At 35.3% G+C, this 25,805-nt stretch carries 20 protein-coding genes; 5 read left to right on the top strand and 15 right to left on the bottom strand.

All coding sequences use genetic code 11. The features are described 5' to 3' along the window. Nucleotides 1–59: 59 nt before the first annotated feature. From AC0UBM_RS04475 to AC0UBM_RS04490, 4 genes are all read right to left on the bottom strand, one after another. Complete coding sequence (locus tag AC0UBM_RS04475) at nucleotides 60–893, bottom strand: CvfB family protein (protein ID WP_475687801.1); 834 nt, start codon at nucleotides 891–893, stop codon at nucleotides 60–62. A gap of 61 nt (nucleotides 894–954) precedes the next feature. Continuing rightward, a complete protein-coding gene (menD, locus tag AC0UBM_RS04480) occupies nucleotides 955–2,712 on the bottom strand; it encodes a 2-succinyl-5-enolpyruvyl-6-hydroxy-3-cyclohexene-1-carboxylate synthase (RefSeq protein WP_475687802.1) in 1,758 nt (585 codons plus the stop codon). Nucleotides 2,713–2,860: 148 nt separating this feature from the next. Further along, nucleotides 2,861–3,982 carry a chorismate-binding protein gene (locus tag AC0UBM_RS04485; RefSeq protein WP_475687803.1) on the bottom strand — a complete coding sequence of 374 codons (1,122 nt, stop codon included), beginning with the start codon at nucleotides 3,980–3,982 and terminating at the stop codon, nucleotides 2,861–2,863. Continuing rightward, nucleotides 3,983–4,408, bottom strand: a complete 426-nt coding sequence (locus tag AC0UBM_RS04490; protein ID WP_434035861.1) for a PaaI family thioesterase — start codon at nucleotides 4,406–4,408, stop codon at nucleotides 3,983–3,985. 64 nt (nucleotides 4,409–4,472) lie between these two features. On the opposite strand from AC0UBM_RS04490, the gene AC0UBM_RS04495 reads away from it, so the two are divergent. Next, nucleotides 4,473–5,054: a GNAT family N-acetyltransferase gene (locus AC0UBM_RS04495; protein WP_475687804.1), complete on the top strand. Its 582-nt coding sequence runs from the start codon at nucleotides 4,473–4,475 to the stop codon at nucleotides 5,052–5,054. Between the two features lies 1 nt (nucleotide 5,055). On the opposite strand, the gene AC0UBM_RS04500 is transcribed toward AC0UBM_RS04495, so the two are convergent. From AC0UBM_RS04500 to AC0UBM_RS04530, 7 genes are all read right to left on the bottom strand, one after another. After that, nucleotides 5,056–6,003: an NAD(P)H-dependent flavin oxidoreductase gene (locus AC0UBM_RS04500; protein WP_475687805.1), complete on the bottom strand. Its 948-nt coding sequence runs from the start codon at nucleotides 6,001–6,003 to the stop codon at nucleotides 5,056–5,058. A gap of 210 nt (nucleotides 6,004–6,213) precedes the next feature. After that, on the bottom strand, nucleotides 6,214–8,157 hold the full coding sequence (locus AC0UBM_RS04505) for a heavy metal translocating P-type ATPase (protein WP_475687806.1): 1,944 nt from the start codon (nucleotides 8,155–8,157) through the stop codon (nucleotides 6,214–6,216). Between the two features lie 66 nt (nucleotides 8,158–8,223). Then, the gene (locus AC0UBM_RS04510) at nucleotides 8,224–8,640 is read right to left on the bottom strand and encodes a Fur family transcriptional regulator (protein WP_475687807.1); all 417 of its coding nucleotides are present in this window, start codon (nucleotides 8,638–8,640) and stop codon (nucleotides 8,224–8,226) included. A 3-nt stretch (nucleotides 8,641–8,643) separates the two neighbouring features. Next, nucleotides 8,644–9,846 carry an efflux RND transporter periplasmic adaptor subunit gene (locus AC0UBM_RS04515; protein WP_475687808.1) on the bottom strand — a complete coding sequence of 401 codons (1,203 nt, stop codon included), beginning with the start codon at nucleotides 9,844–9,846 and terminating at the stop codon, nucleotides 8,644–8,646. A gap of 1 nt (nucleotide 9,847) precedes the next feature. Continuing rightward, a complete protein-coding gene (locus AC0UBM_RS04520) occupies nucleotides 9,848–14,182 on the bottom strand; it encodes a CusA/CzcA family heavy metal efflux RND transporter (protein ID WP_475687809.1) in 4,335 nt (1,444 codons plus the stop codon). A 254-nt stretch (nucleotides 14,183–14,436) separates the two neighbouring features. Further along, nucleotides 14,437–14,748 carry a DUF6660 family protein gene (locus AC0UBM_RS04525; RefSeq protein ID WP_475687810.1) on the bottom strand — a complete coding sequence of 104 codons (312 nt, stop codon included), beginning with the start codon at nucleotides 14,746–14,748 and terminating at the stop codon, nucleotides 14,437–14,439. Between the two features lie 67 nt (nucleotides 14,749–14,815). Further along, entirely contained in the window at nucleotides 14,816–17,011 is a 2,196-nt protein-coding gene (locus AC0UBM_RS04530) for a B12-binding domain-containing radical SAM protein (RefSeq protein ID WP_475687811.1), read from the bottom strand. A 168-nt stretch (nucleotides 17,012–17,179) separates the two neighbouring features. Here AC0UBM_RS04530 and AC0UBM_RS04535 point away from each other — a divergent pair, with 168 nt between their 5' ends. Then, a complete protein-coding gene (locus AC0UBM_RS04535) occupies nucleotides 17,180–17,980 on the top strand; it encodes a class I SAM-dependent methyltransferase (RefSeq protein WP_475687812.1) in 801 nt (266 codons plus the stop codon). A gap of 22 nt (nucleotides 17,981–18,002) precedes the next feature. Here AC0UBM_RS04535 and AC0UBM_RS04540 read toward each other — a convergent pair whose 3' ends face one another. After that, nucleotides 18,003–19,274 carry an MFS transporter gene (locus AC0UBM_RS04540; protein ID WP_475687813.1) on the bottom strand — a complete coding sequence of 424 codons (1,272 nt, stop codon included), beginning with the start codon at nucleotides 19,272–19,274 and terminating at the stop codon, nucleotides 18,003–18,005. 219 nt (nucleotides 19,275–19,493) lie between these two features. Here AC0UBM_RS04540 and AC0UBM_RS04545 point away from each other — a divergent pair, with 219 nt between their 5' ends. From AC0UBM_RS04545 to AC0UBM_RS04555, 3 genes are all read left to right on the top strand, one after another. Beyond that, nucleotides 19,494–19,973: a hypothetical protein gene (locus AC0UBM_RS04545; protein WP_475687814.1), complete on the top strand. Its 480-nt coding sequence runs from the start codon at nucleotides 19,494–19,496 to the stop codon at nucleotides 19,971–19,973. A gap of 70 nt (nucleotides 19,974–20,043) precedes the next feature. Next, a complete protein-coding gene (locus tag AC0UBM_RS04550) occupies nucleotides 20,044–20,415 on the top strand; it encodes a hypothetical protein (protein WP_475687816.1) in 372 nt (123 codons plus the stop codon). A gap of 107 nt (nucleotides 20,416–20,522) precedes the next feature. After that, the gene (locus AC0UBM_RS04555; protein WP_475687817.1) at nucleotides 20,523–21,008 is read left to right on the top strand and encodes a hypothetical protein; all 486 of its coding nucleotides are present in this window, start codon (nucleotides 20,523–20,525) and stop codon (nucleotides 21,006–21,008) included. A 363-nt stretch (nucleotides 21,009–21,371) separates the two neighbouring features. Here the strand turns inward: AC0UBM_RS04555 and AC0UBM_RS04560 are convergent, their stop codons facing one another. The 3 genes from AC0UBM_RS04560 to pflB form a co-directional block, all read right to left on the bottom strand. Beyond that, nucleotides 21,372–22,202: a formate/nitrite transporter family protein gene (locus AC0UBM_RS04560; RefSeq protein WP_414034309.1), complete on the bottom strand. Its 831-nt coding sequence runs from the start codon at nucleotides 22,200–22,202 to the stop codon at nucleotides 21,372–21,374. A gap of 34 nt (nucleotides 22,203–22,236) precedes the next feature. Beyond that, on the bottom strand, nucleotides 22,237–22,992 hold the full coding sequence (gene pflA, locus AC0UBM_RS04565) for a pyruvate formate-lyase-activating protein (RefSeq protein WP_475687905.1): 756 nt from the start codon (nucleotides 22,990–22,992) through the stop codon (nucleotides 22,237–22,239). Nucleotides 22,993–23,130: 138 nt separating this feature from the next. Then, a complete protein-coding gene (gene pflB / locus AC0UBM_RS04570; RefSeq protein ID WP_475687818.1) occupies nucleotides 23,131–25,386 on the bottom strand; it encodes a formate C-acetyltransferase in 2,256 nt (751 codons plus the stop codon). Between the last annotated feature and the right edge of the window lie 419 nt (nucleotides 25,387–25,805).

Below are 25,805 nucleotides of genomic sequence, written 5' to 3' on the forward strand. Positions count from 1 at the left end.
ATAAAAAAAGCCTCAAATTATTTAAAATTTGAGGCTTTTTTTATTATCTAGAAACGGTTTTATTCAACTAAATAAATACCATCATCTTTAATTTCAATCAAGCGCTTTTTGTAAAGTGTTCCCACTGCTTTCTTAAAGTTTTTCTTACTCATTTGTAAGGTTTCTTTAATCACTTCTGGTGCAGATTTATCGGTTAAATTAAGGTAACCACTATTATCTTCAAGCTCCTTCATAATTAAATCGGCATTAGGCTCGATACTTCTGTATCCAATTTTACCTAACATAATATCCAATTTGTTGTCAGGACGTACTTTCTTAACTATCCCTTTTAATCGATCTCCAACACTTAAATCTTGAAAGATATCATCTTTAAAAATAAGTCCGGTGTGCAATTTGTTTACAATTACATTCATTCCAATATCCGAGGGATGCGACACGATCAGGTCCACTTCATCGAAAGCCTGCACCGTTAATTCTTTATTACTTAAAAAGTGATTGGTTTTACTAGACGCTACCAAACGATTACTTACCTCATCTTCGAAACAATATACCAAGTACCAGCCACCTTTTTTCATCTTAAAGGCTTGCTCTTTAAATGGGCAAAATAATTCTTTTACTAATCCCCAATCTAAAAATGCTCCAAACTCATTGGCTTGATTACATCTTAAAAGAGCAAAATCTCCTTTTTTAATATATGGTTTATCGGTAGTAGCAATGATGCGTTCTTCATTATCTAAGTAAACAAAAACCTCGATCTCGTCTCCGATTTCAAAAACTTCTGGAACATAACGATTTGGTAATAAAACATCGTTATTCTCGTCGTCTCCCAAAAACAATCCCGGTTCGGTATCGCGTAATATGGTTAATGTGTTGTATTCTCCTAAATGTATCATGGCGCAAAGATAATAATATTAGTGTTTGTATGTATAATAAAACTTAGTCGGCAATATGAAACTATTTTAAAGCTTTAAAATAATCGATTAAAATACTATCGTTTATGGTTGAGGGTGTAAATATTTCTAAAAGCTTAGGTGATTTAGAGGCGCGGTAAAACGTATCTAATGCCATTTCTAATTCAACCTCGTTAGAAGCTGTTTGATAGTCGAATTTATACATTTCTGCTAACTGCTTGGCAGACAAATGATGCTTAGTTTCAAAGAAATAATCAAAATTCTGAGTGTCTTTGTGGCCAGGTAAAATTCTAAAAATACCACCACCTTCATTATTTATAACAATAATCCTGAAACTTGCAGGTATATAATTATTCCACAACGCATTACTATCGTAAAAGAAACTCAGGTCACCAACAATTAAAGTCGTTGGTTTTGGAGTAGCAGAGGCACAACCAATAGCTGTAGATGTACTTCCGTCTATACCACTGGTACCGCGATTACAAAACACCTCAACATCGAACGGCAATTTGAATAACTGGGCATATCGCACAGTAGAACTATTCCCTAATTGCAAAACCGAATCTTTTCTCAACCTTTTCATAAGGATATCGAATACTTTAAAGTCACTATAAAGTACATCTTTAACGTAAGTTTCGTGCTTTTGTTCTCGAAGCTCTTTAATTTGATTCCAATAGTTTTTATAGTCACTTTCTACAATAGTAGTACGTATGGTAAGCTGACTAAAAAATTGATTAGGTGTGGTTTTAATATGTTTGTTCAAACTAAAAAATGTATCGTTTGCTTTTTCTAAACCAACGTGCCAATGTTGTTTAGGCTTATGAGTTCTAAGAAATGATTTTATTCGCTTTGAGACAATTAAGCCTCCAAAAGTTAACAAAATATCTGGCTGAAGTGCTTTAAACTCCTCTTCTGTTAAAGGTGTAATAATTTTATCTATACTGGTAAAAAAATTATCGTGATGTACATTAGATGTGGTTTCTGTAAAAACCAAAACACTTTCATCTTCTGCTAAAAGATCGAGATATTTTTGTTCTATTTCATTAGGACCATTAACACCAACGAGAATTAATTTTCGCTCTGCAGCATTCCAATCGTCCGCGCAAAATTCTATCGTTTCAAAATCCAATTCCAATTCAGGCAATGTAGCAGTAATAACCTTAGGGTTAACTTTTAACGTATCCACACGATTATACAAAGGTTCGTCCAATGGAATATTTATATGCACAGGCCCTTGCTTAATCTTCGATATATTTAAAGCCTTATTAATCTCTATTTCATTGGTATCTTGAACGTTCTCCTGAAGCTTAAATAAATGCTCTAACTTGAGTTCTATAGTTTTAAAAATCGGAAATTCTTCCGAAGAAAAATGCCGATGTTCTTCCTTTATATCAAGCTTTAAATTAGCAGAATATAAAATATGATTTTTAAATACGTTAGGCTGATTAATAGTTTGTCCGTCGCCAATTCCGATTTTAAATTCAGGACGATCGGCAGATAAAACCACTAAAGGAATATTACTGTAAAAAGCTTCGGACACTGCTGGGTAATAATTTAGCAATGCACTTCCCGAAGTACAAAGTACCGCCACAGGCTCTTTTAATTGCTGGGCTATACCTAAAGCAAAGAAAGCAGCACATCGCTCGTCTACAACACTATAACACTTAAAATAAGAGTCGTGTGTAAAGCCAATAGTTAAAGGGGCATTTCTGCTTCCCGGTGAAATCACTATATGTTTTAAACCTTTAGATTTACAAAGTTCTATTACCGTTTGCGCGAGCGGAATCGCAGAATATATCATGGCGTATTAATTAAATTCAATTTGCTGTAAAATTAAGCATTCTTAAATTTATAGGCGTAAATAAGCCGATATACTTCTTCTTAATAAATCATAAATTTTCAGTCCTTTTTAGGACATTATTTTAAGTCAGGAACGGACAATCTACATGTTAAAAAAGCACTTTTTTCATGGTTGATGTTTTACTTACTGTTTCCTCCCATTCTGCTTCAGGATTAGAATCTTTAGTAATGCCACCTCCAACATACAAGGCAACCTTGTTTGCTAGCACTTGCATACAACGCAAATTCACATATAAATTGCTTACTGTTTTTACGGTTGCATACACATTATTTTCTACATTTCTACGATTGGTATTTCGTGTTTGTCGTTTCTTAAAATGCAATTCGCCCATAAATCCGGAATAAAACTCACGGTTATAGTTTTCATGATTTAAGATGAATGTTTTCGCCTCTGCTTTAGGCAATCCGCAAACTGCAGGCGTTGGATGTAAAGCACGTACAATGTGTAATAATCCAGTATGATCTTTGCCTAAACGTGCAGAAATTTGAGTTTGTAAATGCAACAACCCTCCTGCTCTAACGGTTCGGCGCTCTGAAGTTAAAACCTGTTCTACCTCAGCTTCTAAATTTGAGACAATATAATCGGTTACAAATTGCTGTTCTTCTTCTTCTTTGTTTCCCCAACTTACATCTGTAGTTCCTTTATAAACCTGAGTTCCCGCTAATGCCATAGTCGACATGCATTGGCCTTCAATTTTCAATAAGGTTTCTGGTGTTGCCCCTAACCACAATCCGATTTTTGGATGATACCAACAATATACAAAAGCGGTTTTATAAGCCGACAATAAGCGCTTAAAGACCTCAAGAACCTCAAAATTTTCATTAGAGACGTAATCTGGTCTGGATAATACCACCTTTTTTAAATCAGATTCATTTATGGTAGATATCGCCTGTTCTATCGCCTGAATATAGGCTACTTTCTGATCTGATGAAGATGTTAATGTAGGCGTATTATTTAGCAACTCCTCTCCTTCAAAATCATCGCAATAATCTACTTCAGCATGGTCTAAAGGCATTAACACCATTTTTGAAGCATCATCGAAAGGTGCAAAAACAAATCCAGCTTCCGATAACTCTTTGGTGTCGTAAAGTGTGTCGTCATTTTGAAACACAGCATTTATGCGATCTTCATTGGGTTTTCTATAAGCAACAAAGGGCAAAGCGTCTTGAAACTGTGCGTTCAGACATTCAAAAAAATCATCGTGATGCATTTACTGCTTTTTAGGTAAAGTAATGGTTGATAATTTACATAAGGAAATTAAATTATCATCGTCGTCTGTTACACGAATATCTATGAGTTGCGTGGTTCTTCCTTTATGTATAAATGATGCCGTAGCATATACATGTCCAGAGGTGACACTTTTTAAATGATTGGCCGTAATTTCTAGACCGCGCACAAAAAAAGCATTAGTATCTAAAAAAATATGAGATGCAAAACTCCCAACACTTTCTGCTAAAGCCGCCGTTGCACCTCCATGTAATACACCATCTGGCTGATAGACTCTAGAATTTACCGGCATTTTAGCCACTAACGTATCTTCCGTATAATCTACAATTTCAATTTGCAACGTTTCCATTAGTGTGTTCTTGCAAGCCGCATTGGCTTGTTTAAGCACATCTTCTTTTGTTGGTTTCATATTAAACATATATTTTTAGATATACAAAAGTACAAAACGTGTTTCAGATAAATTCATTCACTTCATGAACATTCAACAATTAGAAGATAGTCGTGTAAAACTCACACTTTTAGGTTTAAGTAATTATAAGTACGTAACATCGATTGCGTCTCAGGTCGATTTGGTACAATATTCACCATCGCATATTTCAACACCTGAAGCCTTAAAAAATTATGTAAAAACGGCTGTAGATGGATACTACCATAAAACCTGTATTCCGTTTCTAGTATTCGACAAATCTAAGAACACCTATGCTGGTTGTACACGTTTTATGAATATTGACACTAAAAATAAAATATTAGATATCGGGTCGACTTGGATTGGTTACGAATTTCAAGGAACAGGCTTAAATAAGCACATGAAATATGTAATGCTGAAGTATGCTTTTGAGAATTTAAAGATTGAAAAAGTTGAATTTAAAATTGATGAACGTAATATGCGCTCTCGAAAAGCTGTTGAAAATTTAGGCGCAACATTAGAAGGTGTGTTAAGACAAAACATTTATTTACTTAACGGTTTTAAGCGAAACACATGTGTTTATGGTATTTTAAATACAGAATGGGACGCATTAAAAGCCACCGTTTTCAAAGATTTTGAAACTGAATAAACTAATGTACGAGTTTAGAAACAATATCTTTTACTGGTAGAATAGCATTGGTATATTCTATACTTGGTCCCGCAACCCATACTGTTTTATAAGTCACCTCTTTGGCGGCTTTTTCTGTCGCCTTCATCCCAATGGCAAAACGCATCATCTTAACCCACTTTTTAAGACTTTTATTTTTATTCAGTAATTTTTCGTACCACGGCTGTTCTGTTCCTGTTTTCTGAACATAAGGTGTGTTTATAACGGTACATGGCGTACCGGAAATACGTTCTGTCATCACGATATCTTTTGCTCCATAATCTACGCAAGCTTGCTTATATTCGTCGGTAACTCCAGCTTCGACAGAAGCAATAAACGGACTCCCTACAGACACACCATCTGCCCCGAACTTAATCATAACATCTACATCGGCTTTTTTACCAACACCACCCGCAGATATTATGGGGATATTACAATTTAATGTCAGTTCCTGAATTAATGTTCGTGGCGATAATTCCCCACGGTGTCCTCCTGCCTGATTGTTAACCGCAATAATGGCATCTGCTCCAAGCGCCTCTACTTTTTTAGCAAACTTTAAATCGGTGACATCACAGAATACTTTAATGCCCACTTCGTGAGCCTTTTTAATAGTCTCTTCTGGACTTCCTAAAGATGTAATAATAAAGTCGCATCCTTCTTCGCACAATACTCCTAACTGATCTTTATACCTCATATTAGATTTATTCACGATTAAATTAAATCCGAATGCACCACCATTAACTTTTGCGACTTTTAACTCGTGTATAGCCGCTTTTAGTTCAGGTAGTGTTCTATAATTTAATGCGGGAATACATCCTGCTATTCCACTCTCCATACCTGCTTTTACCATAGCCACATTAGAGACTAAAAACATGGGTGCTTGAATAATAGGGTGCGTAATATTTAGAAGTTCTGTTAGTTTTGTTTGCATGATTTAAAGATAACGGTTAACACAAATATAATAGATTTTATTATGCATGCATAATTTAATAATACAATTAACTGACCCAAAATAAATGACATAGCTTCTAATGACACGACCTAGAATGTCATAAACACAAAATCGACCTTGAAAACTATTCAAGATCGATTTTTATAAATATTACATTTTGTGCCATGTATTGTTTAAAGATAATAGCTTTTAATCCCAAGTCATGCGTTGTAATCGAATGGCATTTAAAATGGCTAAAAATGCGACCCCCACATCTGCAAAAACCGCTTCCCACATGGTTGCGATTCCGAAGGCGCCTAAAATCATAACGATTAGTTTTACACCAAAAGCTAAAGCAATATTTTGCCAAACTATGGCTCGTGTAGATCTACTGATTTTAATTGCGGTTACAATTTTAGAAGGTTCATCGGTTTGAATAATCACATCAGCTGTCTCTATTGCGACATCACTTCCTAAACCTCCCATAGCAATTCCTACATCACTTACTGCAAGTACAGGCGCATCATTAATACCATCGCCAACAAAAGCTACGTTCACATCCGCGTTTTTCTTCAACATTTCAACATCGTGTAATTTGTCCTCTGGTAATAATCCACCTCTAGCTTCTGTAATGTCTAATTCTGAAGCGACTTGTTGTGTAATACTATCTTTGTCTCCAGATAACATTCTAATTTTGGATATTCCAACGTCTCGAAGTTTCTGTATGGTACTTTTTGCATCATCTTTAAGCTCATCGGCAATCACAATATAACCTGCGAAAGTATTGTTAACAGCCACCAAAACAATAGATTCCACAATATCTTCTGTTTCCTTAGGCACATCAATCTGATGAGATGTCATTAAGGTAGCATTCCCCACTAAAACCGATTTATTATCCACTACACCTTTTAAACCTTGTCCCGCAACTTCTATAACTTCTGTTGCTTTTAATGGTTTATCTGATGTGTACTTCATAATGGCTTGTGCAATGGGATGTGTAGATTTTGCTTCCATCGCCATAACATAAGTCATTAACTCTTGCTCTGTTAGCTGAAATGATTTTATGGTTTTAATTTTGAAAACACCTTTAGTAACCGTTCCTGTTTTATCCATAACCAAGGTGTTAATTTTGGTCATAGCTTCTAAAAAGGAAGCCCCTTTAAATAAAATTCCGTTTTTAGACGCGGCACCTAGTCCGCCGAAATACCCTAGAGGAATAGAAATAACTAAAGCACACGGACACGAAATCACTAAGAAAATTAAGGCACGATACAACCAATCTCTAAACACATAATCGGACACAAAAAAATAAGGTAAGACTGTAATTGCAACCGCTAAAAAGGCTACAATAGGCGTGTAAACCTTAGCAAATTTTCGGATAAACAATTCTGTTTTTGCTTTTCTAGTGGTTGCATTTTGTACTAAATCTAAAATCCTAGAAATGGAACTATCTTTAAATAATTTTGTGACTTCAACTTCAATTACACCTTCTAAATTTATACTTCCGGCATAAACCTTTTTTCCTTTGGTAATGGTGTCTGGTTTACTTTCTCCTGTTAATGCCGATGTATTTAACGACGTCGTTTTAGATAATAATACCCCATCTAACGGTACTTTCTCCCCGACCCGAACCTGAATTATTTCACCAATTCTCACTAATTCCGGCTTTACAGCCACAACAGTATTATGCTTTAAAACATTAGCTTTTTTAGGTCGCACATCTAGTAAGGCCTTAATATTTCCTTTTGCTTTGCTTACGGCTTGTCCCTGAAACAGCTCTCCTATGGTATAAAACAACATCACAGTAACGCCTTCGGGATATTCGCCAATTGCGAATGCTCCTAGTGTTGCAATAGTCATTAATAAAAACTCTGTAAACACATCGCCGTTTTTAATGCTTTCCCAACCTTCCTTAATCACAGGAAGCCCAACAGGTATATACGCTACACTATACCAAACTAACCGAATAGTATTTGTAAAGAAAGGCACCTTATAGTAATCTAAAACAATACCCGATATGAGTAACACAAAACTAACTATTGCAGGACTGTATGTTCTAAGTTTTGATGATTCACTAGGATCTTGCGCATGACAATGTCCACTACTACAACATCCGTCTCCATCTTGTATTTGCTCTATTTTATTATCGTTCATCTTTTAATAATCTTTAACTTAACAATACTCCAAAGTTGACAAATAAATCGATGCAATGGAAGTGCATTATTGGTCACTGCATTTATCGCACACACCTTTAACAACCAAATTAACATGTTCTGCTATAAAACCTTTAGGCACTTTAATCTTGGGTATTTTATGATCGGTTAAACATATGGTTGCCTCACAGACCGTACAATGAAAATGCAAGTGTAAGTCGGTATCTAAATCGCAGTGACAATTAGGTTCGCACAACGCGTATTTCGTTACACCGGTACCATCGTCTATTTGATGCACAATTTCCTTGTCCTCAAAAGTTTTAATGGTACGATACAATGTGGTTCTATCGGCTTTATCGAATGCATTCTCGATATCACTTAAGGTGACAGCTTCTTCTTTTTCTGATAAAAAATTATAAATAAGTATTCGCATCGCGGTGACACGAATACTTTTAGATTCTAAAAAGGTTTCTACTTCTTGCATAATTTAATGACTATGTCCTGCACTTGATTTTTTCATTTCCGCACTTAAATAATACGCATTGTTTAAAGCAAATTTGGTGGTTATTTCTGGGGTTTCTAAAAATGTAACCGCTTGCCAACCGTCGTCTTTTGCGCCAGGAATAACTTCTAAAGGTTCAAATTTCCATTCTTCGGCTTCTTGCTCTGCTTTAAATACAAAAAAACGATCGCCTTCCTTAAAAATAGCGTGTTCCGGGATGGCTAATGATGCAACTTCGTTAATCTGAATTTTCCCTTTAATATACATCCCCGGGATTAAATGGCCTTTGTCGTTTTTAATTTCGGCATGCACATGTACGGCTTTCGGATTCTCTTCAAAAGTTTTACTCACTGAATAAATTTCGGCAATTAATTGGTCATCAGGAAATGATTGTACTGTAAATCTAACGTTCTGACCTTTTTTCACATGTTGTACATCTTTCTCAAACACCATTAAATCAGCATGCACATGATGCGTATTTACAATTTCGAACACTTCTGTTTCTGGAGCTACAAATTGCCCAGTTTTCACATTTACTTTCTGCACAAAACCCTCTATAGGCGTGCGTAATCCCACACGCTGATAAATGGTGCCATTCTGAATACTTTTCGGATTCAATTGTAATAACTGCAATTGCGCACCCAAGCCATTTGCCAATGCTTTCGATGCCTCATACTCGGCTTCTGCTTTCTGAAAATTAGCGCCAGACCCCACACCCGAATCATATAACTTTTTCTGACGTTCGAAATTCTTTTTTAAATACACACTATTACTATAAGCATTCAAATAATCGGTCTGCATCTTAATAATATTCGGATGCGTTAAATACGCCACAACCTGACCTTTTTCAACTTTATCACCTTCTATCACTTCTATGGAAGCAATATTAGCACCAATAATTGTGGTTACCGAAGCTTCGTTCTGAGGTGGCACTTCTAAAGTTCCGTTAGCTTCTACATAACCGCTCATTAAACGGTTAGACAAAGTATCTACTTTCATTTGTAAGGCTCTAAATTGAGACGCCTTTAAATGCACACCTTCTGCCTCTTCGTGATTGCCATGGTCTTCATGTTTTGCTTCAGAAGTTTCAACTTCATTAACCGTTTCGTTTGATTTTGTGTCTTTAGACCCACAACTTAAAACACTTGTAAGAAGTGTAAACACACTGATATATATTAATTTTTTCATCTTAATTCTGATTAAAATATTGTAATTCGAATAAACTGTTCAAGTAATTTAGAAGCGCCTCTTGTGCATCCAATTCCGATTGAATCGCTTCTTTTATAAGTTGTGAAAATCCGCTATAATCTACAGCGCCTTCTTTATAGGCCAATAACGCCCCTTGACGCTGTTCTTTAGCTAATGGCAACACTTTAGAATTGTAAAACATCCAAGATTCCGACCATTGCGAGTACTGTGCCTGAGCTTGAAAATATTCAGATTTCACCTGTTCTTGTCTTAAGCGCACATTAGATTCTGCAATCTGTTTATCTATTTTGGCTGTTTTAATATCGGCGCGTTTACTACCGGATAAAAACGGAATCGATATCCCACCTTGAAAACTGTAAAACCCGGACTGCCCATCTACATTTTGCAAACCACCTTGCACATTAAATTTAGGCAGACTGTTTGCTTTGGCCGCTTTTAATTGGGCTTCTGAAGCTTTTACTTGCAATTCGGCTACTTGATACGCCGGATGTTTTTCAATGTCTAATTCTGAAATTAAAGCATCATGACCATCAAAAGTATCAGGAACGGTATAAAATGTATCGGACGCTAACCACAAATTTAACTGTTGCAAGGCAACACTATATGCGGTAAAAGCTTTTGTTTTTGTATTCTGAATTTGATAATACTGATTTTTTGTCGCCGCATATTCTAATCTCGAAATGGCTTCAACTTCATAATTCAGAGCAACTGCTTGTTCAAACTTGGTATAAATAGAATCTAATTCTGAATACAAGTTATACTGCATTTTAGTCTGATACGCTTTGGCCCACGCTTTTTTGACTTCCAATGCCAATTGAAGCTCCGATAATTGATACGCACGTTCGGCTAGTAAAATACGCTGATCCTGCAACTGCTTTTTAGCACCAATTCCGAATACATCAATATTATTTTGAGCGACCCGAACAGTAGTGTATATCCCTTCACCGTCTCTAAGTTCTTCACCGCCTGTAGACAAATTAGTTATCCCTAAATCGAAAGCCGTACTTTTAATTGCTTCTTCTTTATCTATAGCCAACGCTTTTTGTTTTAATAATGGATATTGCGTTTTAGATAATTGCACTGCATCTTCTAAAGAAATCTCCTGACTTTGATTGGGTACTTGTTGTGCAAATGTTAGTTGTGGGAGTCCTAAACACAACACCATTATAGCAATTGCTGGTCCCATTGAACGTTTTATGGTGATTTTATCCTGTCGTTCCTCAACCCAATGATATAAAATAGGAAGTACGAATAAGGTTAATAACGTTGAGGTTAATAAACCACCAATAACCACAGTAGCTAACGGACGTTGTACTTCGGCTCCTGCTGATGCCGAAATTGCCATAGGCAGAAACCCTAACACATCTGTAAATGCGGTAAGCATGATTGGTCGAATTCGGCGTTTAGTCCCTTCAAAAATGCGGTCTTTTAAATTGACGACGCCTTCGTCTTTCAGTTCATTTAAACCGCTAATCATCACCAGTCCGTTTAATACGGCGACTCCAAAGAGGACAATAAATCCGACACCAGCCGAAATACTAAACGGCATATCTCGCAACCAAAGCGCAAAGACCCCACCAATAGTCGCCATGGGAATCGCTATGTAAATCATGAGCGTTTGCGGAAATGATTTTAAAGCAAAATATATGAGTACAAAAATCAATAATAATGCAATTGGAACTACCGTTTGTAATCGCGAACTGGCGCGTTCAAGATTTTCGAATGCCCCACCATAACGGATAAAATATCCTGGAGGTAATTTTAATTCGGCATCTAATTTCGCTTGAATTTCTGTCACTAAAGATTTCACATCACGACCACGTACATTTACCCCGACATACGTTCTGCGATTGGTATTATCTCGACTTATTTGCATAGGCCCAGCTTTGTACGAAATATCTGCTATTTCCTTTAACGGAATTTGAGAACCGCCTGGTAATTTTATAAACAAATTCTGAACATCTGTGATATCTGTTCTGTTTTTTTCTTGTAAACGCACGACCACATCAAAACGTTTTTCACCTTCAAAAATCACTCCTGCTTTTCCTCCTGCGAAAGCAGATTCCACAATCTGATTTAAATCATTAATTTGCAATCCGTATTGCGCCAATTTTTGTCGGTTATACGTAATGGTCATTTGTGGTAATCCTGTGGTGGCTTCAGCTTTCATATCGCCAATCCCTTCTATTCCTGCTATGAGTTTGGTTACTTCTTCAGCTTTTTCCGACAATACATAAATATCTTCACCATATAATTTAATAGCAATATCTTCACGAACACCTTCTAACAATTCATTAAAACGCATTTCCATGGGTTGTGTAAATTCGTAATTTACACCCGGAATTACTTGCAGCGCGGCCTTCATTTTATCTATCAATTCGTCTTTAGAACTGGCAGACACCCATTCGCTTTTAGGTTTAAGAATCACAATAACATCGGCCAAATCCATGGGCATAGGGTCTGTAGGTATTTCGGCGACACCAATACGACTCACAACTTTATCGACTTCAGGAAAGTTAGCTTTTACAACCTGTTCAATTTTTGTTGTCGTTTCAATGGTTTCTGTAAGCGAACTTCCTGGTTTTAAAATGGCATGAAATGCAATATCGCCTTCGTCTAACTGCGGAATAAATTCACCTCCCATTCTAGAAAACATAAACACCGCGACTCCGAATAACAAAACCCCAAGTCCGATAATCCATTTTCCTTTATTTAAAGCGCCATCTAATAACGGTTGGTATTTACGCTCTACCCAGTGTACAAACTTATCGCCATACGATAATTTATCTGTTTTAGGCGCACGAAGTATTAAAGCCGACATCATTGGGACGTAGGTTAAACACAGAATCATTGCACCAATCATCGCGAAAATAAAAGTTAACGCCATAGGTTTAAACATTTTTCCTTCAATCCCTTCTAAAGCAAGAATTGGAAGAAAAACTATAAGAATAATAAGCTGACCAAAGAACGCGGCATTCATCATTTTCTTTGATGCTTTTGAAGCAATTTTATCTCGGTTTTCGGATGTGAGTTTTCCTTTTTTAAGGACTTGAGAGGCGAAAATAAATACGGTGGCTTCTACGATAATAACTGCACCATCGACAATAATTCCGAAATCTATCGCACCTAAACTCATTAGATTTGCCCAAACATCGAATACATACATTAATATAAATGCAAACAGTAACGATAACGGAATGGTCGATGCGACTATAAGTCCGCCACGCCAATTTCCTAATAGAAAAATAAGGACAAAGATGACGATAAGCGCACCTTCAACTAAGTTGAACCCAACGGTAGAGGTTGTTTTCGCAATTAGAACACTTCGGTCTAAAAGCGGTTGAATTTCGACACCTTCCGGAAGTGATTTCTGAATGAGTTGCATACGTTCCTTAACGGCTTGTATTACGTCGTTAGAATTCGCACCTTTTAACATCATGACTAATCCGCCAACAACCTCGCCTTCGCCATCTTGGGTAAGTGCACCATAACGAATGGCCGAACCAAATTTAACTTCGGCAATAGACCCAATAGTAATGGGCACACCTTGGGCATGAGACACTACAATTTGTTTAATATCGTCTAAACTGCGAATTAAACCCTCGCCACGAATAAAATGGGCTTGATGGTTTTTCTCGATATACGCACCACCAGTATTCTGATTATTAACTTCTAAAGCTTCAAAAATATCGGTAATAGATAAACCAATCGCATTTAATTCTGAAGGGTCTACTGCAACCTCGTATTGCTTAATTTTCCCACCAATAGCATTCACTTCTACAACACCCGGCACCATAGCCATTTGACGTTGCACAATCCAATCTTGCATGGTACGCAAATCTGAAATCGAATACGTGTCTTTAAATTCAGGCTTTACTTTAAGCGTGTATTGGTAGATTTCTCCTAATCCGGTAGTAATTGGTCCCATGGTTGGCGTACCAAAACCTTCGGGAATATCTTCTTTAACTTCGGTCAGTTTTTCGGATACTAATTGTCTTGGTAAATAAGTTCCCATGTCGTCGTCGAAAACGATGGTGACTACCGATAAACCAAAACGTGATACCGAGCGAATTTCTTTAACATCTGGTAAGTTACTCATCGCAACTTCTACAGGATAGGTTACAAATTGTTCTATGTCTTCGGTGCCTAAATTAGGCGCTTGCGTAATGACTTGAACTTGATTATTTGTAATGTCTGGAACGGCATCTATGGGCACTTTTGTCATGCTCCAAATCCCCGCTCCTATTATGGTAAGCGTAAGCAAACCAATAATAAATTTATTATGGATTGAAAAATCAATGATTTTATTAATCATACAAAATGGGTTATAATGTGATTATAAATTAAAACGTATTCTTAAATGGTCTTTAAGAATTATGTACTTATACCATTTCTCATTGAAATAACCATAATAAAACACCCTTTTTTACTTTCTATTTCAGAATAAAAAGAAACCGTAACTAAGGCTATGCTTTATTTTTCTTCTTCATTTAAAGAAAAAAATCATTATTTTATTTTATAGTAATTTCAAACAAGAATTGGTATTAAACCCTGTAAAAACAGGACACATTATACCCGAGGCGGTTGTAATAACGTCTGATTAAAATCTTGACCTAGACTATCGAAATGAAGAAATATTTTTGTTGAAATGTCTGGCACTGTAAAGGAAACTTGTAGAGGCGTAAATTCTGTAGCGTGAATATGGCAACAATGGCATTGGCAAAATGGAGAGCATTCGTCTGTTGCGTTGTGCTCGTGGTTCGCATCCGATTGTTGCGTAATTTCGGTAGTTATATCATCGTCAATAGAAGCAATATCTTCACAAGGCGCAAAGTTTAATGCTAAAATATAAATGGATAATATGACTGCTAAAAATTTCATCGATTCAAATATACAAATTATTGTATGCAATGCCATTGCAAAATAAAAAGCTTAAAAAACAATAGGATTACAATACCAATAAACCGTGTTCTTTTAAAGTGTTTATAGGTTTTGAAAACCAGAACAATTCGAAATTATCAAAATGAGATTCAAAATCTTTCTTCAACATATTAAAAGACTTTTGCGTGGCACTACTTGGCTTAAGTTGTTCTAGCATATCTAATAACCACTCACCTTCATCTAAAGGTGTTGAAATTTGAAAGGCATCTGTTTTATCGTAAAACGTCATTTTCAAACTCGTATAGGTCGTTCCTTTTTTAGTTTTCGAGACCTCTTCTACAAACGGTGTGTTACCTAACCATACAATTTTAGCGGTTGGTTTTACACTGAAACTCGGTTCGGTTTGTAAAGCATTATAAATACAATCTGAATCTACTATCGTATCGGGAACATTAAAATCGAACCAATCCTGAAGCGGTAAATCAAACCCAATACCGTGCATATAATTAAATAATGAGGTTTTTAGTCCGTTACTAAATTTTGAATGGTCAATTCCTGTCACATCCGAAAACGCGACATCGTTATTTGCAAATGTAATGTCGTTGTAATGTGGCGTAACGCCAAACTCGGCTGGATTTAACCCAATTGGACTATGCGCTGTTAACGCAAACTGATGCCAAAAACCAGATTGCAAAACGCCAACTTCAAACAACTGACGTACCATTTCTAAACTATCTATGGTCTCTTGCTCCGTTTGTGTAGGATACCCGTACATTAAATACGAGTGCACCATGATATTACTTTCGGTTAAATTACGAGTCACCTGCGCCACTTGTTCAACCGTGACACCTTTATCAATTAGTTTTAATAAACGGTCTGATGCCACTTCCAAGCCACCAGAAACCGCAATACATCCAGAGGCTTTTAATAAGATACATAAATCTTGAGTAAAATTTTTCTCGAACCTGATATTTGCCCACCACGTTAACGTTAAATCACGTTTTAATATTTCTAAGGCTAATGCTTTCATTAATGACGGTGGCGCGGCTTCATCGACAAAATGAAATCCGGTATCTCCCGTTTGCGCTATTAACTCCTCCATGCGGTCGACTAATGTCTTAGCCGCGATAGGTTCGTAAATTTTTATATAATCTAAGGAAATATCGCAAAATGTACATTTTCCCCAATAGCATCCATGTGCCATGGTGAGTTTGTTCCAACGTCCGTCACTCCATAAACTGTGCATTGGATTTGCAATTTCTATAACCGAAATATACTCATCCAACAACAAATCTGAATAATCGGGTGTCCCAACTGCACTTTGCTTATAATCCGGAAGCGGACTATCATTTTTATACACCACAGCATTGTTTTCTAATAACAGAGTACGTTTAAACTTGAAGGTGTTTTTATCTTTAGTATTGACTACTAAATCGTGTAATAATTCGACAGGTAATTCCCCATCGTCTAATGTAATAAAATCGAAAAACTCAAACACACGAACATCTTTTAAAGAACGCAACTCTGTGTTTGGGAATCCGCCTCCCATCTCAACAACAATATCTGGGTAATTAGATTTTATAAACTGTGCACAACGAAACGCACTGTACAAATTCCCCGGAAACGGCACCGATAAACAAACAATTTGAGGTTCCACTTCTTCTAATTTAGCTTCCAAAATTTGTAGCGTGATATCGTCAATAAAGGTAATATCTTGTTGTAAACTGTCGTACAATTCATCGAACGAATTGGCACTCATCCCTAAACGTTCTGCATAGCGACTAAAACCAAAATTATCGTCTATACATTCAATAATAAAATCGGATAAATCTTCAAGAAACAAGGTTGCCAAGTGCTTGGCTTTATCTTGCATTCCCATATTACCGAAGGCCCAATTTAAATCTTCTAAATTATCGAATCGTGATGCCCGTGGTAAGAAATTATCGGTACAAATTTGTCTTGCTAAAGTTACGTTCTTGCCTTGCAGGAATTCTACTATAGGCTCTAACACCTTTAAATAATCGTCTTTTAAAGCATATATACGTTGCGCATTTTCACTCTGAATGGTATCATTCTCGTAAGCAGAATCGAACAACATCGTAAATGCATTTTTCGAAAACAACTCTATAATCACTTCAATTCCCAAATCCATTTGAGTTGCAGAAATATCCTTAGTATTTAAAAATCCTTTTAAATAAGCCGTTGCTGGATACGGTGTATTTAATTGGGTAAATGGAGGTGTAATTAGTAAGATGTCTTTCAAAATATATGCAAAATTTTGAGCAAAGATAATGTATTTGTTTTCCGAAGTTTAATCGTGTGATTTAAATCTGAAAGTTCATGCTCAATCCTCTTAATTTAATGTACTTATCACTCCTTTTAAAAATTATATGTAATTTGTTCTTTCAACTTGTATTTAATTCAACTAACCATGAATCCTGAACACGATTATAAAGCCATAAACAAAGCCACTTGGAATATTAAAACGCAAGCACATTTAGCATCCGATTTTTACGATGTTAAAGGTTTTATTAACGGAAACTCCTCTTTAAATGCTATTGAATTGGAGTTACTTGGCGATATAAAAGGTAAAAAGATATTACACTTACAATGTCATTTTGGTCAAGACTCGCTGTCTTTAGCCCGTTTAGGAGCACAAGTTACAGGTGTTGATTTATCTGATGTGGCCATTAAAAATGCTAACAGTTTAGCTAAACAACTAGAATTAGATGCATCCTTTATTTGTTGTGATTTATACGATTTACCGAATTATTTAGATGATACTTTCGATATCGTTTATACTAGTTATGGCACCATTGGATGGTTACCCGATTTAAACCAATGGGCACAATTAATTTCGAAATACTTAAAACCAAAAGGAGCTTTTGTGTTTGTAGAATTTCATCCTGCAGTTTGGATGTTCGATGACGATTTTGATAAGATTATCTACAGCTACTTTAAAAAAGAAGCTATTGTGGAAACAGAGTCTGGGACGTATGCCGATAGAACAGCTAATATTACGCAACAATCTATAACTTGGAATCATAGTCTTGGAGAAGTCCTTGGGAGTTTACTTCAGAATGATTTACAATTACAAACATTTAAGGAGTTTGATTATTCGCCTTACGATTGTTTTAGACACACTGTTGAGGTCAATCCGAAACAATTCAGAATTAAACACCTAGATTCTAAGATACCTATGGTTTATGCGTTAAAAGCGATTAAAGACTGATTTTATAAACATATAACAGAAGTTATTTAACTCCTAAGCCCTGCTCTGGTCGTTGTTTTAGCAAGTTTACAGCCTCTTTCTTTAGTTTTTGCTTTTTAAGATATTTCCCATAAACAAGAGCAATAATTATGGCACAAACACCTTGAATTAAAACCATGGACTGTACGCCAATATAATGCGATATGCTTCCTATAGCTAGACTTCCAATGGGTAAAAGTCCGGTTAACGTCATCACGTAAATACTAATCACTCGACCTCTAAAATGATTAGGTACATTCACTTGGATGATAGTGTTTGTAATCGTTCGAACAGACATCATTCCGAAAGACGCTATCGCCACAAAAAATAGAGCCATATAATAATTAGTGCTTTCCGAGAATAATATAAGTCCGACTCCAAAAACTAAGGAATTAATAGCTAATACCTTAACCAAATTCGCTCCAGGTTTTAAAGACGCTAGAAATATAGCGCCAACAAAAGCACCAAAACCAATAATACCATCGATTACACCTAAGGTAGATGCCGAACCATTAAACACATCTTTTGCAAAAGCTGGTGTTAAGGTGGTAAACGACAATACAAATAAACTCATGAGCCCCACAAAAATTAACACCGAATGAATTTCAGGCGTACTGATTATATAGTTAAAAGCGTCTTTAAATTCATTTTTAATATTTCTATCGGCCTTCGGTTTCAATTCCTGTTTTGGTAAGCGCATTAATAGCAACGAAATAATTACAGGTATAAAACTCATGGCATTCATTCCGAAACACACTTCGTCTCCAAAAGATTCTAAAATAAAACCAGCAAGCGCAGGACCAATTAATTTAGACAGATTAACCATAGACGAGTTTAAGGCTAAAGCATTAGGTAAATCGTCTTTATTATCTACCATTTCACGCACCAAAGACTGCCTTGCAGGTACATCGAAACCATTTATAATACCTAAAACTGCACTAAGCACAATTATTGTCCAAACGGCATGGTCTTTAAAAAACACAATAGAAATGGTTAGTAAAATAGCCTGAAGTAACGAGACAATTTGAGTAATTAATAATACGCTGTGTCTATTATGTCTATCTGCAATAACACCGCCATAAAGCGACATAATTGCGGTAGGAAATAGTGTTGCAAACACCGTAACACCAAGCATAAATTTAGATTGCGTTAAACTGTAAATTACCCAACTCACCGCTGTTTTCTGCATCCATGTTCCTAAAAGCGATACAGATTGTCCCATAAAGAATAATCTAAAATTTCTACTTTTAAAGGAATTGAAGGTGGTAAAATTCATGCGTAACGTTTGTATTTTAGACAACAAAATTAAACTATAAAACTTGAAAATTTCTTTAAATACAATACCCATCATCTATAAGGCATCAATAATTATGATATTATAGATTTAGATTAATAAAAATCATCAATCATCTTTTTTATTCACTTAAATATTTAAATAGAAGTGATTATTGTTTTAACTTAGTATAACATTTTTCAAACTAAATTCTATCCCACCTTGGAAACTTTTACCCTTGCCCGAGTTATACATGTATTAGCCGTTGTGTTATGGATTGGTGGCGTTTCTATGGTCACAACCGTTATTATTCCTGCAATAAAAAAAATGAAAACGAAGGAGGATAAATTACAGACATTCGAGCAAATTGAAGGTAAGTTCGCCACCCAAGCTAAAATCACGACCTTACTTACAGGAATTACAGGTTTTTACATGATGTACGAAATGGATGCTTGGAGCAGATATTTAGATATTCGATTTTGGTGGATTCATGCCATGACAATAATGTGGATTATCTTCACATTGGTATTATATGTTTTAGAACCGCTTTTACTTCATAAATTATTTAGAAAAGAAGTTGAAAAAAATCCAGATAAGGCATTTAGAATTATTCATCGCGCACATTGGATTTTGCTTATTCTTAGTTTATGTACCATTTTTGGAGCGGTAGCAGGAAGCCACGGCTGGTATTTTATTGGGTAGGTTATCATAATTTTTTGATAAATTACCTTAAACCTATTCTTTATTATTTAGAAACATTTAAATTTGCGACGTGAAAAAAGTTGTTAAATTTTCGGGAGGCTTACTTTTAAGCCTATTATATTGTTTTGCACTGTACAGTGTAACACAGCCTCTGCCTGAAACTTTCACCTATCATCCAAACAATCCAGAGCAACAGCAGAAGGTTTCAAAGGTCTCTGAATCAATTTTCAGTTTAACTGCAGAGCCTGAAAATGTAGTGATATCATTTCCTTCTTCGGGAGGTCACTTTTTAAAGATTCCGTTATTTAACTCTGTTTGGTTTCCTAAAATTAGTGAGCAATTAATAGCTTCACAATTCTTACAATACAAAATTAACCAAACCAATACGTTGGTTAATTATCGTAAAAACGATTCCATTTTCCCGTTTCATTATTTCTGGTAAACATCATTCCTTTTTAGTGTGATTACGCACTACCCGTTTACTACAGCAAGGTTATATTTAATTATATAATCTGCACTTTTTATGAAATAATTTTAAAACACATTACAATGAATACTGGAACAATGATCCTTAGCGCATTCTTTATAGCAATTTGCGCTTTACCTTTTATATTATCAAGTCGCGGAAGCAGAAAAAGAAAAAACACTTTACTAAAATCGTTACAAACTTTAGCAGATAAACATGATGCCCAAATTAGTATTTACGATGTAGGAGCCGATTTTATTATTGGGATGGACAACATTAAAAACCTGGTTTTCTTCTTCAAAAAAACAGCAGATAACTCGGTTGAAAACTGTGTAGATTTATCGTATTATAAAGATTGTAAAATATTAAAATTTGGAAAGGACCTACACGCGACAAGCAGTTCTTATGCGATTGAAAGATTAAAACTAGACTTTATTCCTAAAGATAAATCGGCGCCAGAACAACAATTCGAATTTTACAATGAAGCGGTAAATACGCAATTAAGTGGCGAGATTCAGATTATTAATACCTGGCATGAATTAATTGAGAAGAAATTAGCGCTAAACTAAGAGTAATAAAAGCCCCATAATATGTTATGGGGCTTTTGTTTTATATACAGAGACTTAATTCTCCCCCATTCTTTACTAGTTAAATCTTAAACTTTTAGTTGACTTATTTAGGAATATCTTTAGTCATTATCTAAAAGCCTATAATAACCAAACTGGTTTTATTCCGAATCCTGTTAACGTTCAAAAATGGTTTAATTCTAAAAAAATCACGCTTCGTCCTACTTAATCGACTCTGTTTTATAACGATTTTAATGATTCGTTTAAACAAGCACATTTAAGTACCCCTTAAAAAAACGAAAACCCCAATATAAATTGAGGTTTAAGTACTAGTAAAATAGTTGTTTGCTCGCAAGAGCATTTGTATTAAGCATTTCTGCTTAATTGTCTTAGCTTAGATTTAATTTTTTGTGGGGTAGTTCCCGTATTACCAAACAAATATCCGTAAGGTAACCCTACAAATAAAGCACCTCCAACGATATTTCCGAGAGTCGCTGGAATTAAATTTTTAAATATAAATGTGCTCCATGTAATTCCTGAACCTTCAAAAATTGAAAGTGGAATAAAATACATATTAGCAATACTATGCTCGAATCCTAAAGTTACAAAAGCCATTACAGGTAACCAAATAGCGATAATCTTACCGCTTGAGTTTTCGGCTGCGATACCTTGCCAAAGGGCTAGACACACTAACCAATTCGCTCCGATACCTTTTATAAAAGTGACTAAAAACGAATGACTTGTTTTACCTCGTGCTATACTATAAACCATATCTAGATACGGTTCTTTACTTACAAGGTGTGTTAAATGTGTTATAACGTATGCAATAAAAAGAGCGCCAATAAAGTTGCCTAAATACACCAACCCCCAATTTTTAAACATGGTTATAACCCGTTGTTTTTTACTTAAAATATTAGGAATAAAATAGGCATTATTCCCAGTAAACAACTCTGCTCCTACCAAAACTACAAGAATTAATCCTAAAGGGAATGCCGCTCCAAATAGAAACTTTGCAAAACCAGGATTTCGTGCTATAATCTCAGGTGAACCTCCAGAAATCGTTATGGCTAACAATCCGCCAAAAGCCACATAAGCACCTGCTAAAAACGCAAGAATTAATGTTTTCTTTACGGTGTATCCCTCTTTATTAAGAGCTATTTCGTTAATTATTTTAATACCTTCGTTAGGTGTATTCATAATGATATTTTCAATTTTAAAAACCAGACACGCTTTAATTCACCTTTACTTTTTTGAAGTACGTTTCTAAGATCTCTTTCGCTTGATCTAGCTCTTCTTGAGTATTCTCCCTTGCATCTTTAAGCTCGTATTCCCAACCTAAGGCTTCCCATTTATGAATACCTAGTTTATGATAAGGTTGCAGTTCTATTTGTTCAATAGTTTTATAATCTTTAAAATACGATCCTAATTGATGTAACAATTCGGGTGTATTTGTAATTCCTGGAATAAGTACATACCGTAACCACATTTTCTTTCCTGAATCTTCACGGTATTTTGCGAAATTGAAAGTCGTTTCTTTATTTTTCGCTCCAGCAATTTTCTGAAACCCTTCTTCTGTCATGTGCTTAATATCCAGCATCACCAAATCGGCATAACCATCTAATAATTCTTTGGTTGGATGATTTAATAACCGTCCGTTGGTATCGATATTAGTATGAATGCCTTCTTCTTTTAGACGTTTAAAAAATGAAATTAAATTCTTTGACTGCAACAAAGGCTCGCCGCCAGAAACGGTAACTCCACCACGATCACCAAAATAAGATTTCATTCTTACGGCGCGTTTTACAAGATCTTCAATATTGTATTCTGTACCTCCGTGAGTGTCTATAGTATCCGGATTATGGCAATACTGGCATTTTAATTTACAGCCTTGTAAAAACACAACCATTCGAATTCCTGGACCATCATGCGTCCCAAAGGACTCGATAGAATGTACACTTAAGGTTATATCTGTAGTTTTAATAGTAATAAGATTTTAATTAAAAAAAAAGAGGTATTCAAAAATATAAGTTACACTAATAATTTAAGGAGATTACTTATAAATGAAGTAAAATTAGTGCGTTATGTTTTTTGAATACCTCTTGGAGTTAAATAAACAGAGTTTCGTTTACATAGATTCGTGGAACGAACGTGAAATAACTTCCATTTGTTGTTCTCTTGTTAATCTTATAAAGTTAACAGCATAACCAGACACACGAATTGTTAATTGCGGGTGATTTTCTGGATGTTCCATAGCATCTAATAAAGTGTCTTTATCTAATACATTTACATTTAAATGTTGTGCGCCATGCTCAAAGTATCCGGTTAAAGTGGCTACTAAGTTATCTATACGTTCTTCGTCTGTAGATCCTAAAGATTTAGGCACTATAGAGAATGTATTTGATACACCATCTTGCGAATCTTTATAGTCTATTTTAGCAACAGAATTTAAAGATGCAATAGCGCCATTAGTATCACGTCCGTGCATTGGATTTGCTCCTGGTGCAAAAGGCACACCTTTAGCTCGACCATCTGGAGTGGCTCCCGTCTTTTTACCATAAACTACGTTAGACGTAATGGTTAATACAGACATTGTTGGTTCTGCATTTTTGTAGACTGCTAACTTTTTTAATTCGTTGTTAAAGTCTTGTACAGCATCATGAGCAAAGATATCTACACGATCATCGTCGTTTCCATATTTAGGGAATTCACCTTCAATTTCGAAGCTTACAGTTAATCCTTCTTCATTTCGGATTGGTTTAACTTTAGCATATTTAATAGCTGATAAAGAATCTGCTACGATAGATAAACCAGCAATACCGTACGCGATATTAATATCTGGGTTAGTATCTATTAAAGCCATCTGACCTTTTTCGTAGTAGTATTTATCGTGCATGTAGTGAATAATATTCATAGAATCGTTGTACACGCGAGCTACTTCTTTCATTGCTAATTTAAAATTAGCCATTACTTTATCGAAATCTAAATACTCATCGTTATCTACTTCAATACCTTTAACCATTTTTTTACCTGTGATCTCACAACGACCAGCATTTACAGCTAAAAGTAATGTTTTTGCTAAGTTAGTACGAGCCCCAAAGAATTGAATTTGTTTTCCGATTTCTTGGTAAGACACACAGCACGCAATTCCATAATCGTCTGATCCTCTAAGAGTACGCATTAAATCATCATTTTCAAACTGAATTGAAGACGTATCAATAGCGACTTTAGCACAATACTTTCTAAAGTTTTCTGGTAAAGAAGGCGACCATAAAACTGTAATATTTGGTTCTGGTGATGGTCCTAGGTTGTATAATGTATGTAAGAAACGGAAAGCCGTTTTGGTTACTTTAGTACGTCCGTCTTTAAACATACCTCCAATAGCTTCTGTTACCCATGTTGGATCTCCAGCAAAAATTTCGTCGTATGCAGACATTCTTAAATGACGCACCATACGTAATTTCATTACGAATTGATCGATATATTCCTGAGCTTCTATTTCTCCAATAACTTCATTATCTAAATCTCTCTGGATGAAAATATCTAAGAACGTAGATACATTACCTAAAGACATAGCAGCACCATCTTGTTCTTTTACTGCAGCTAAATAGGCCATATATGTCCACTGTACAGCTTCTTGAGCATTATCTGCAGGACGACTCAGGTCTAAACCATAAGCATTACCCATGGTAATCATTTCTTTAAGCGCTTTAATTTGCTCAGAAACTTCTTCTCTTAAGCGAATTACAGCATCTGTCATTGGGCCTTTAATGTTTGCTAAATCTTGTTTTTTAGCGGCAATTAAAGTATCAATACCGTATAAAGCAATTCTTCTGTAGTCTCCAATTATTCTACCACGCGCATAATTATCTGGTAATCCTGTTAAAAATCCTAAAGATCTAAATTTTCTAATTTCAGCATTATAGGCATCAAACACACCATCGTTATGGGTTTTAACATATTTAGAGAATAATTCGTCTACTTGATTAGCTGGTTTTAAACCAATCTCCTCCAATGCTTTTTGAACTACTTTGTAACCTCCAAAAGGTTTCATAGCTCTTTTTAATAAACCGTTAGTTTGTAAACCAACAATTGTTTCGTTTTCTTTATCTATATATCCTGCTTCGAAATTTGCAATTCCTGAAACAATATCTGTATCTACAGAATGTACGCCATTGTTTGCGCGTTCTATTTTAGTGGCATCTTTACAAACGTCCCATAATTTTTTAGTACGTTCGCTAGGCCCAATTAAAAAGTTATGATTTCCTGTATATGGTGTTATATTTCTGTACACAAAATCACGTACATTAATAGCTGTATTCCAATCTCCATCTTGGAAGCCTTTAGTCTTTAAGTCTGAATTTTTTAACTCTGCTACTTTCATATTATTGTATATTAAATCTATGTTCTAAATCGATAACTCAAAGTTCAGATTTAAAGAAGATTTAAAACATGACAAATGACAGTTTTACATCGAATTAAGAACCTTTTAATGAAACCAATTAAAGAAGTGTTAAAAACTGTTAAATATGATTGTTTTATACATTTTCATCAATAAAACAAGTGATTAAATACAAATACCATAACACGCTATCAAACAACTAATTGAGACACCTGTTTTTCAAACGTTTGAAACTTTTTCGATCCATTTTATAAATTCTAGTCTTCGTTTTTATTGTAGTTATCTAGACTATGCATTTCGAATTATTTATACTACTTAAAGTCCACTCAAGCCCAGTAAAAAAATAGGATATAGAACGTAATTTTTTATACTTTTAAATCCTTTTTAATATGCACCGCAAC

It is taken from the genome of Formosa sp. F44 (assembly GCF_056238645.1).

Coding starts and splice junctions, on each gene's coding strand:
- AC0UBM_RS04535 (WP_475687812.1), top strand. CDS start 17,180: ATGAATCCTGAACACGATTATAAAGCCATAAACAAAGCCACTTGGAAT.
- AC0UBM_RS04515 (WP_475687808.1), bottom strand. CDS start 9,846: ATGAAAAAATTAATATATATCAGTGTGTTTACACTTCTTACAAGTGTT.
- AC0UBM_RS04555 (WP_475687817.1), top strand. CDS start 20,523: ATGAATACTGGAACAATGATCCTTAGCGCATTCTTTATAGCAATTTGC.
- AC0UBM_RS04510 (WP_475687807.1), bottom strand. CDS start 8,640: ATGCAAGAAGTAGAAACCTTTTTAGAATCTAAAAGTATTCGTGTCACC.
- menD (WP_475687802.1), bottom strand. CDS start 2,712: ATGATATATTCTGCGATTCCGCTCGCGCAAACGGTAATAGAACTTTGT.
- AC0UBM_RS04505 (WP_475687806.1), bottom strand. CDS start 8,157: ATGAACGATAATAAAATAGAGCAAATACAAGATGGAGACGGATGTTGT.
- AC0UBM_RS04525 (WP_475687810.1), bottom strand. CDS start 14,748: ATGAAATTTTTAGCAGTCATATTATCCATTTATATTTTAGCATTAAAC.
- AC0UBM_RS04490 (WP_434035861.1), bottom strand. CDS start 4,408: ATGAAACCAACAAAAGAAGATGTGCTTAAACAAGCCAATGCGGCTTGC.
- AC0UBM_RS04475 (WP_475687801.1), bottom strand. CDS start 893: ATGATACATTTAGGAGAATACAACACATTAACCATATTACGCGATACC.
- AC0UBM_RS04500 (WP_475687805.1), bottom strand. CDS start 6,003: ATGCAAACAAAACTAACAGAACTTCTAAATATTACGCACCCTATTATT.
- AC0UBM_RS04560 (WP_414034309.1), bottom strand. CDS start 22,202: ATGAATACACCTAACGAAGGTATTAAAATAATTAACGAAATAGCTCTT.
- AC0UBM_RS04495 (WP_475687804.1), top strand. CDS start 4,473: ATGAACATTCAACAATTAGAAGATAGTCGTGTAAAACTCACACTTTTA.
- pflB (WP_475687818.1), bottom strand. CDS start 25,386: ATGAAAGTAGCAGAGTTAAAAAATTCAGACTTAAAGACTAAAGGCTTC.
- AC0UBM_RS04485 (WP_475687803.1), bottom strand. CDS start 3,982: ATGCATCACGATGATTTTTTTGAATGTCTGAACGCACAGTTTCAAGAC.
- AC0UBM_RS04520 (WP_475687809.1), bottom strand. CDS start 14,182: ATGATTAATAAAATCATTGATTTTTCAATCCATAATAAATTTATTATT.
- AC0UBM_RS04540 (WP_475687813.1), bottom strand. CDS start 19,274: ATGAATTTTACCACCTTCAATTCCTTTAAAAGTAGAAATTTTAGATTA.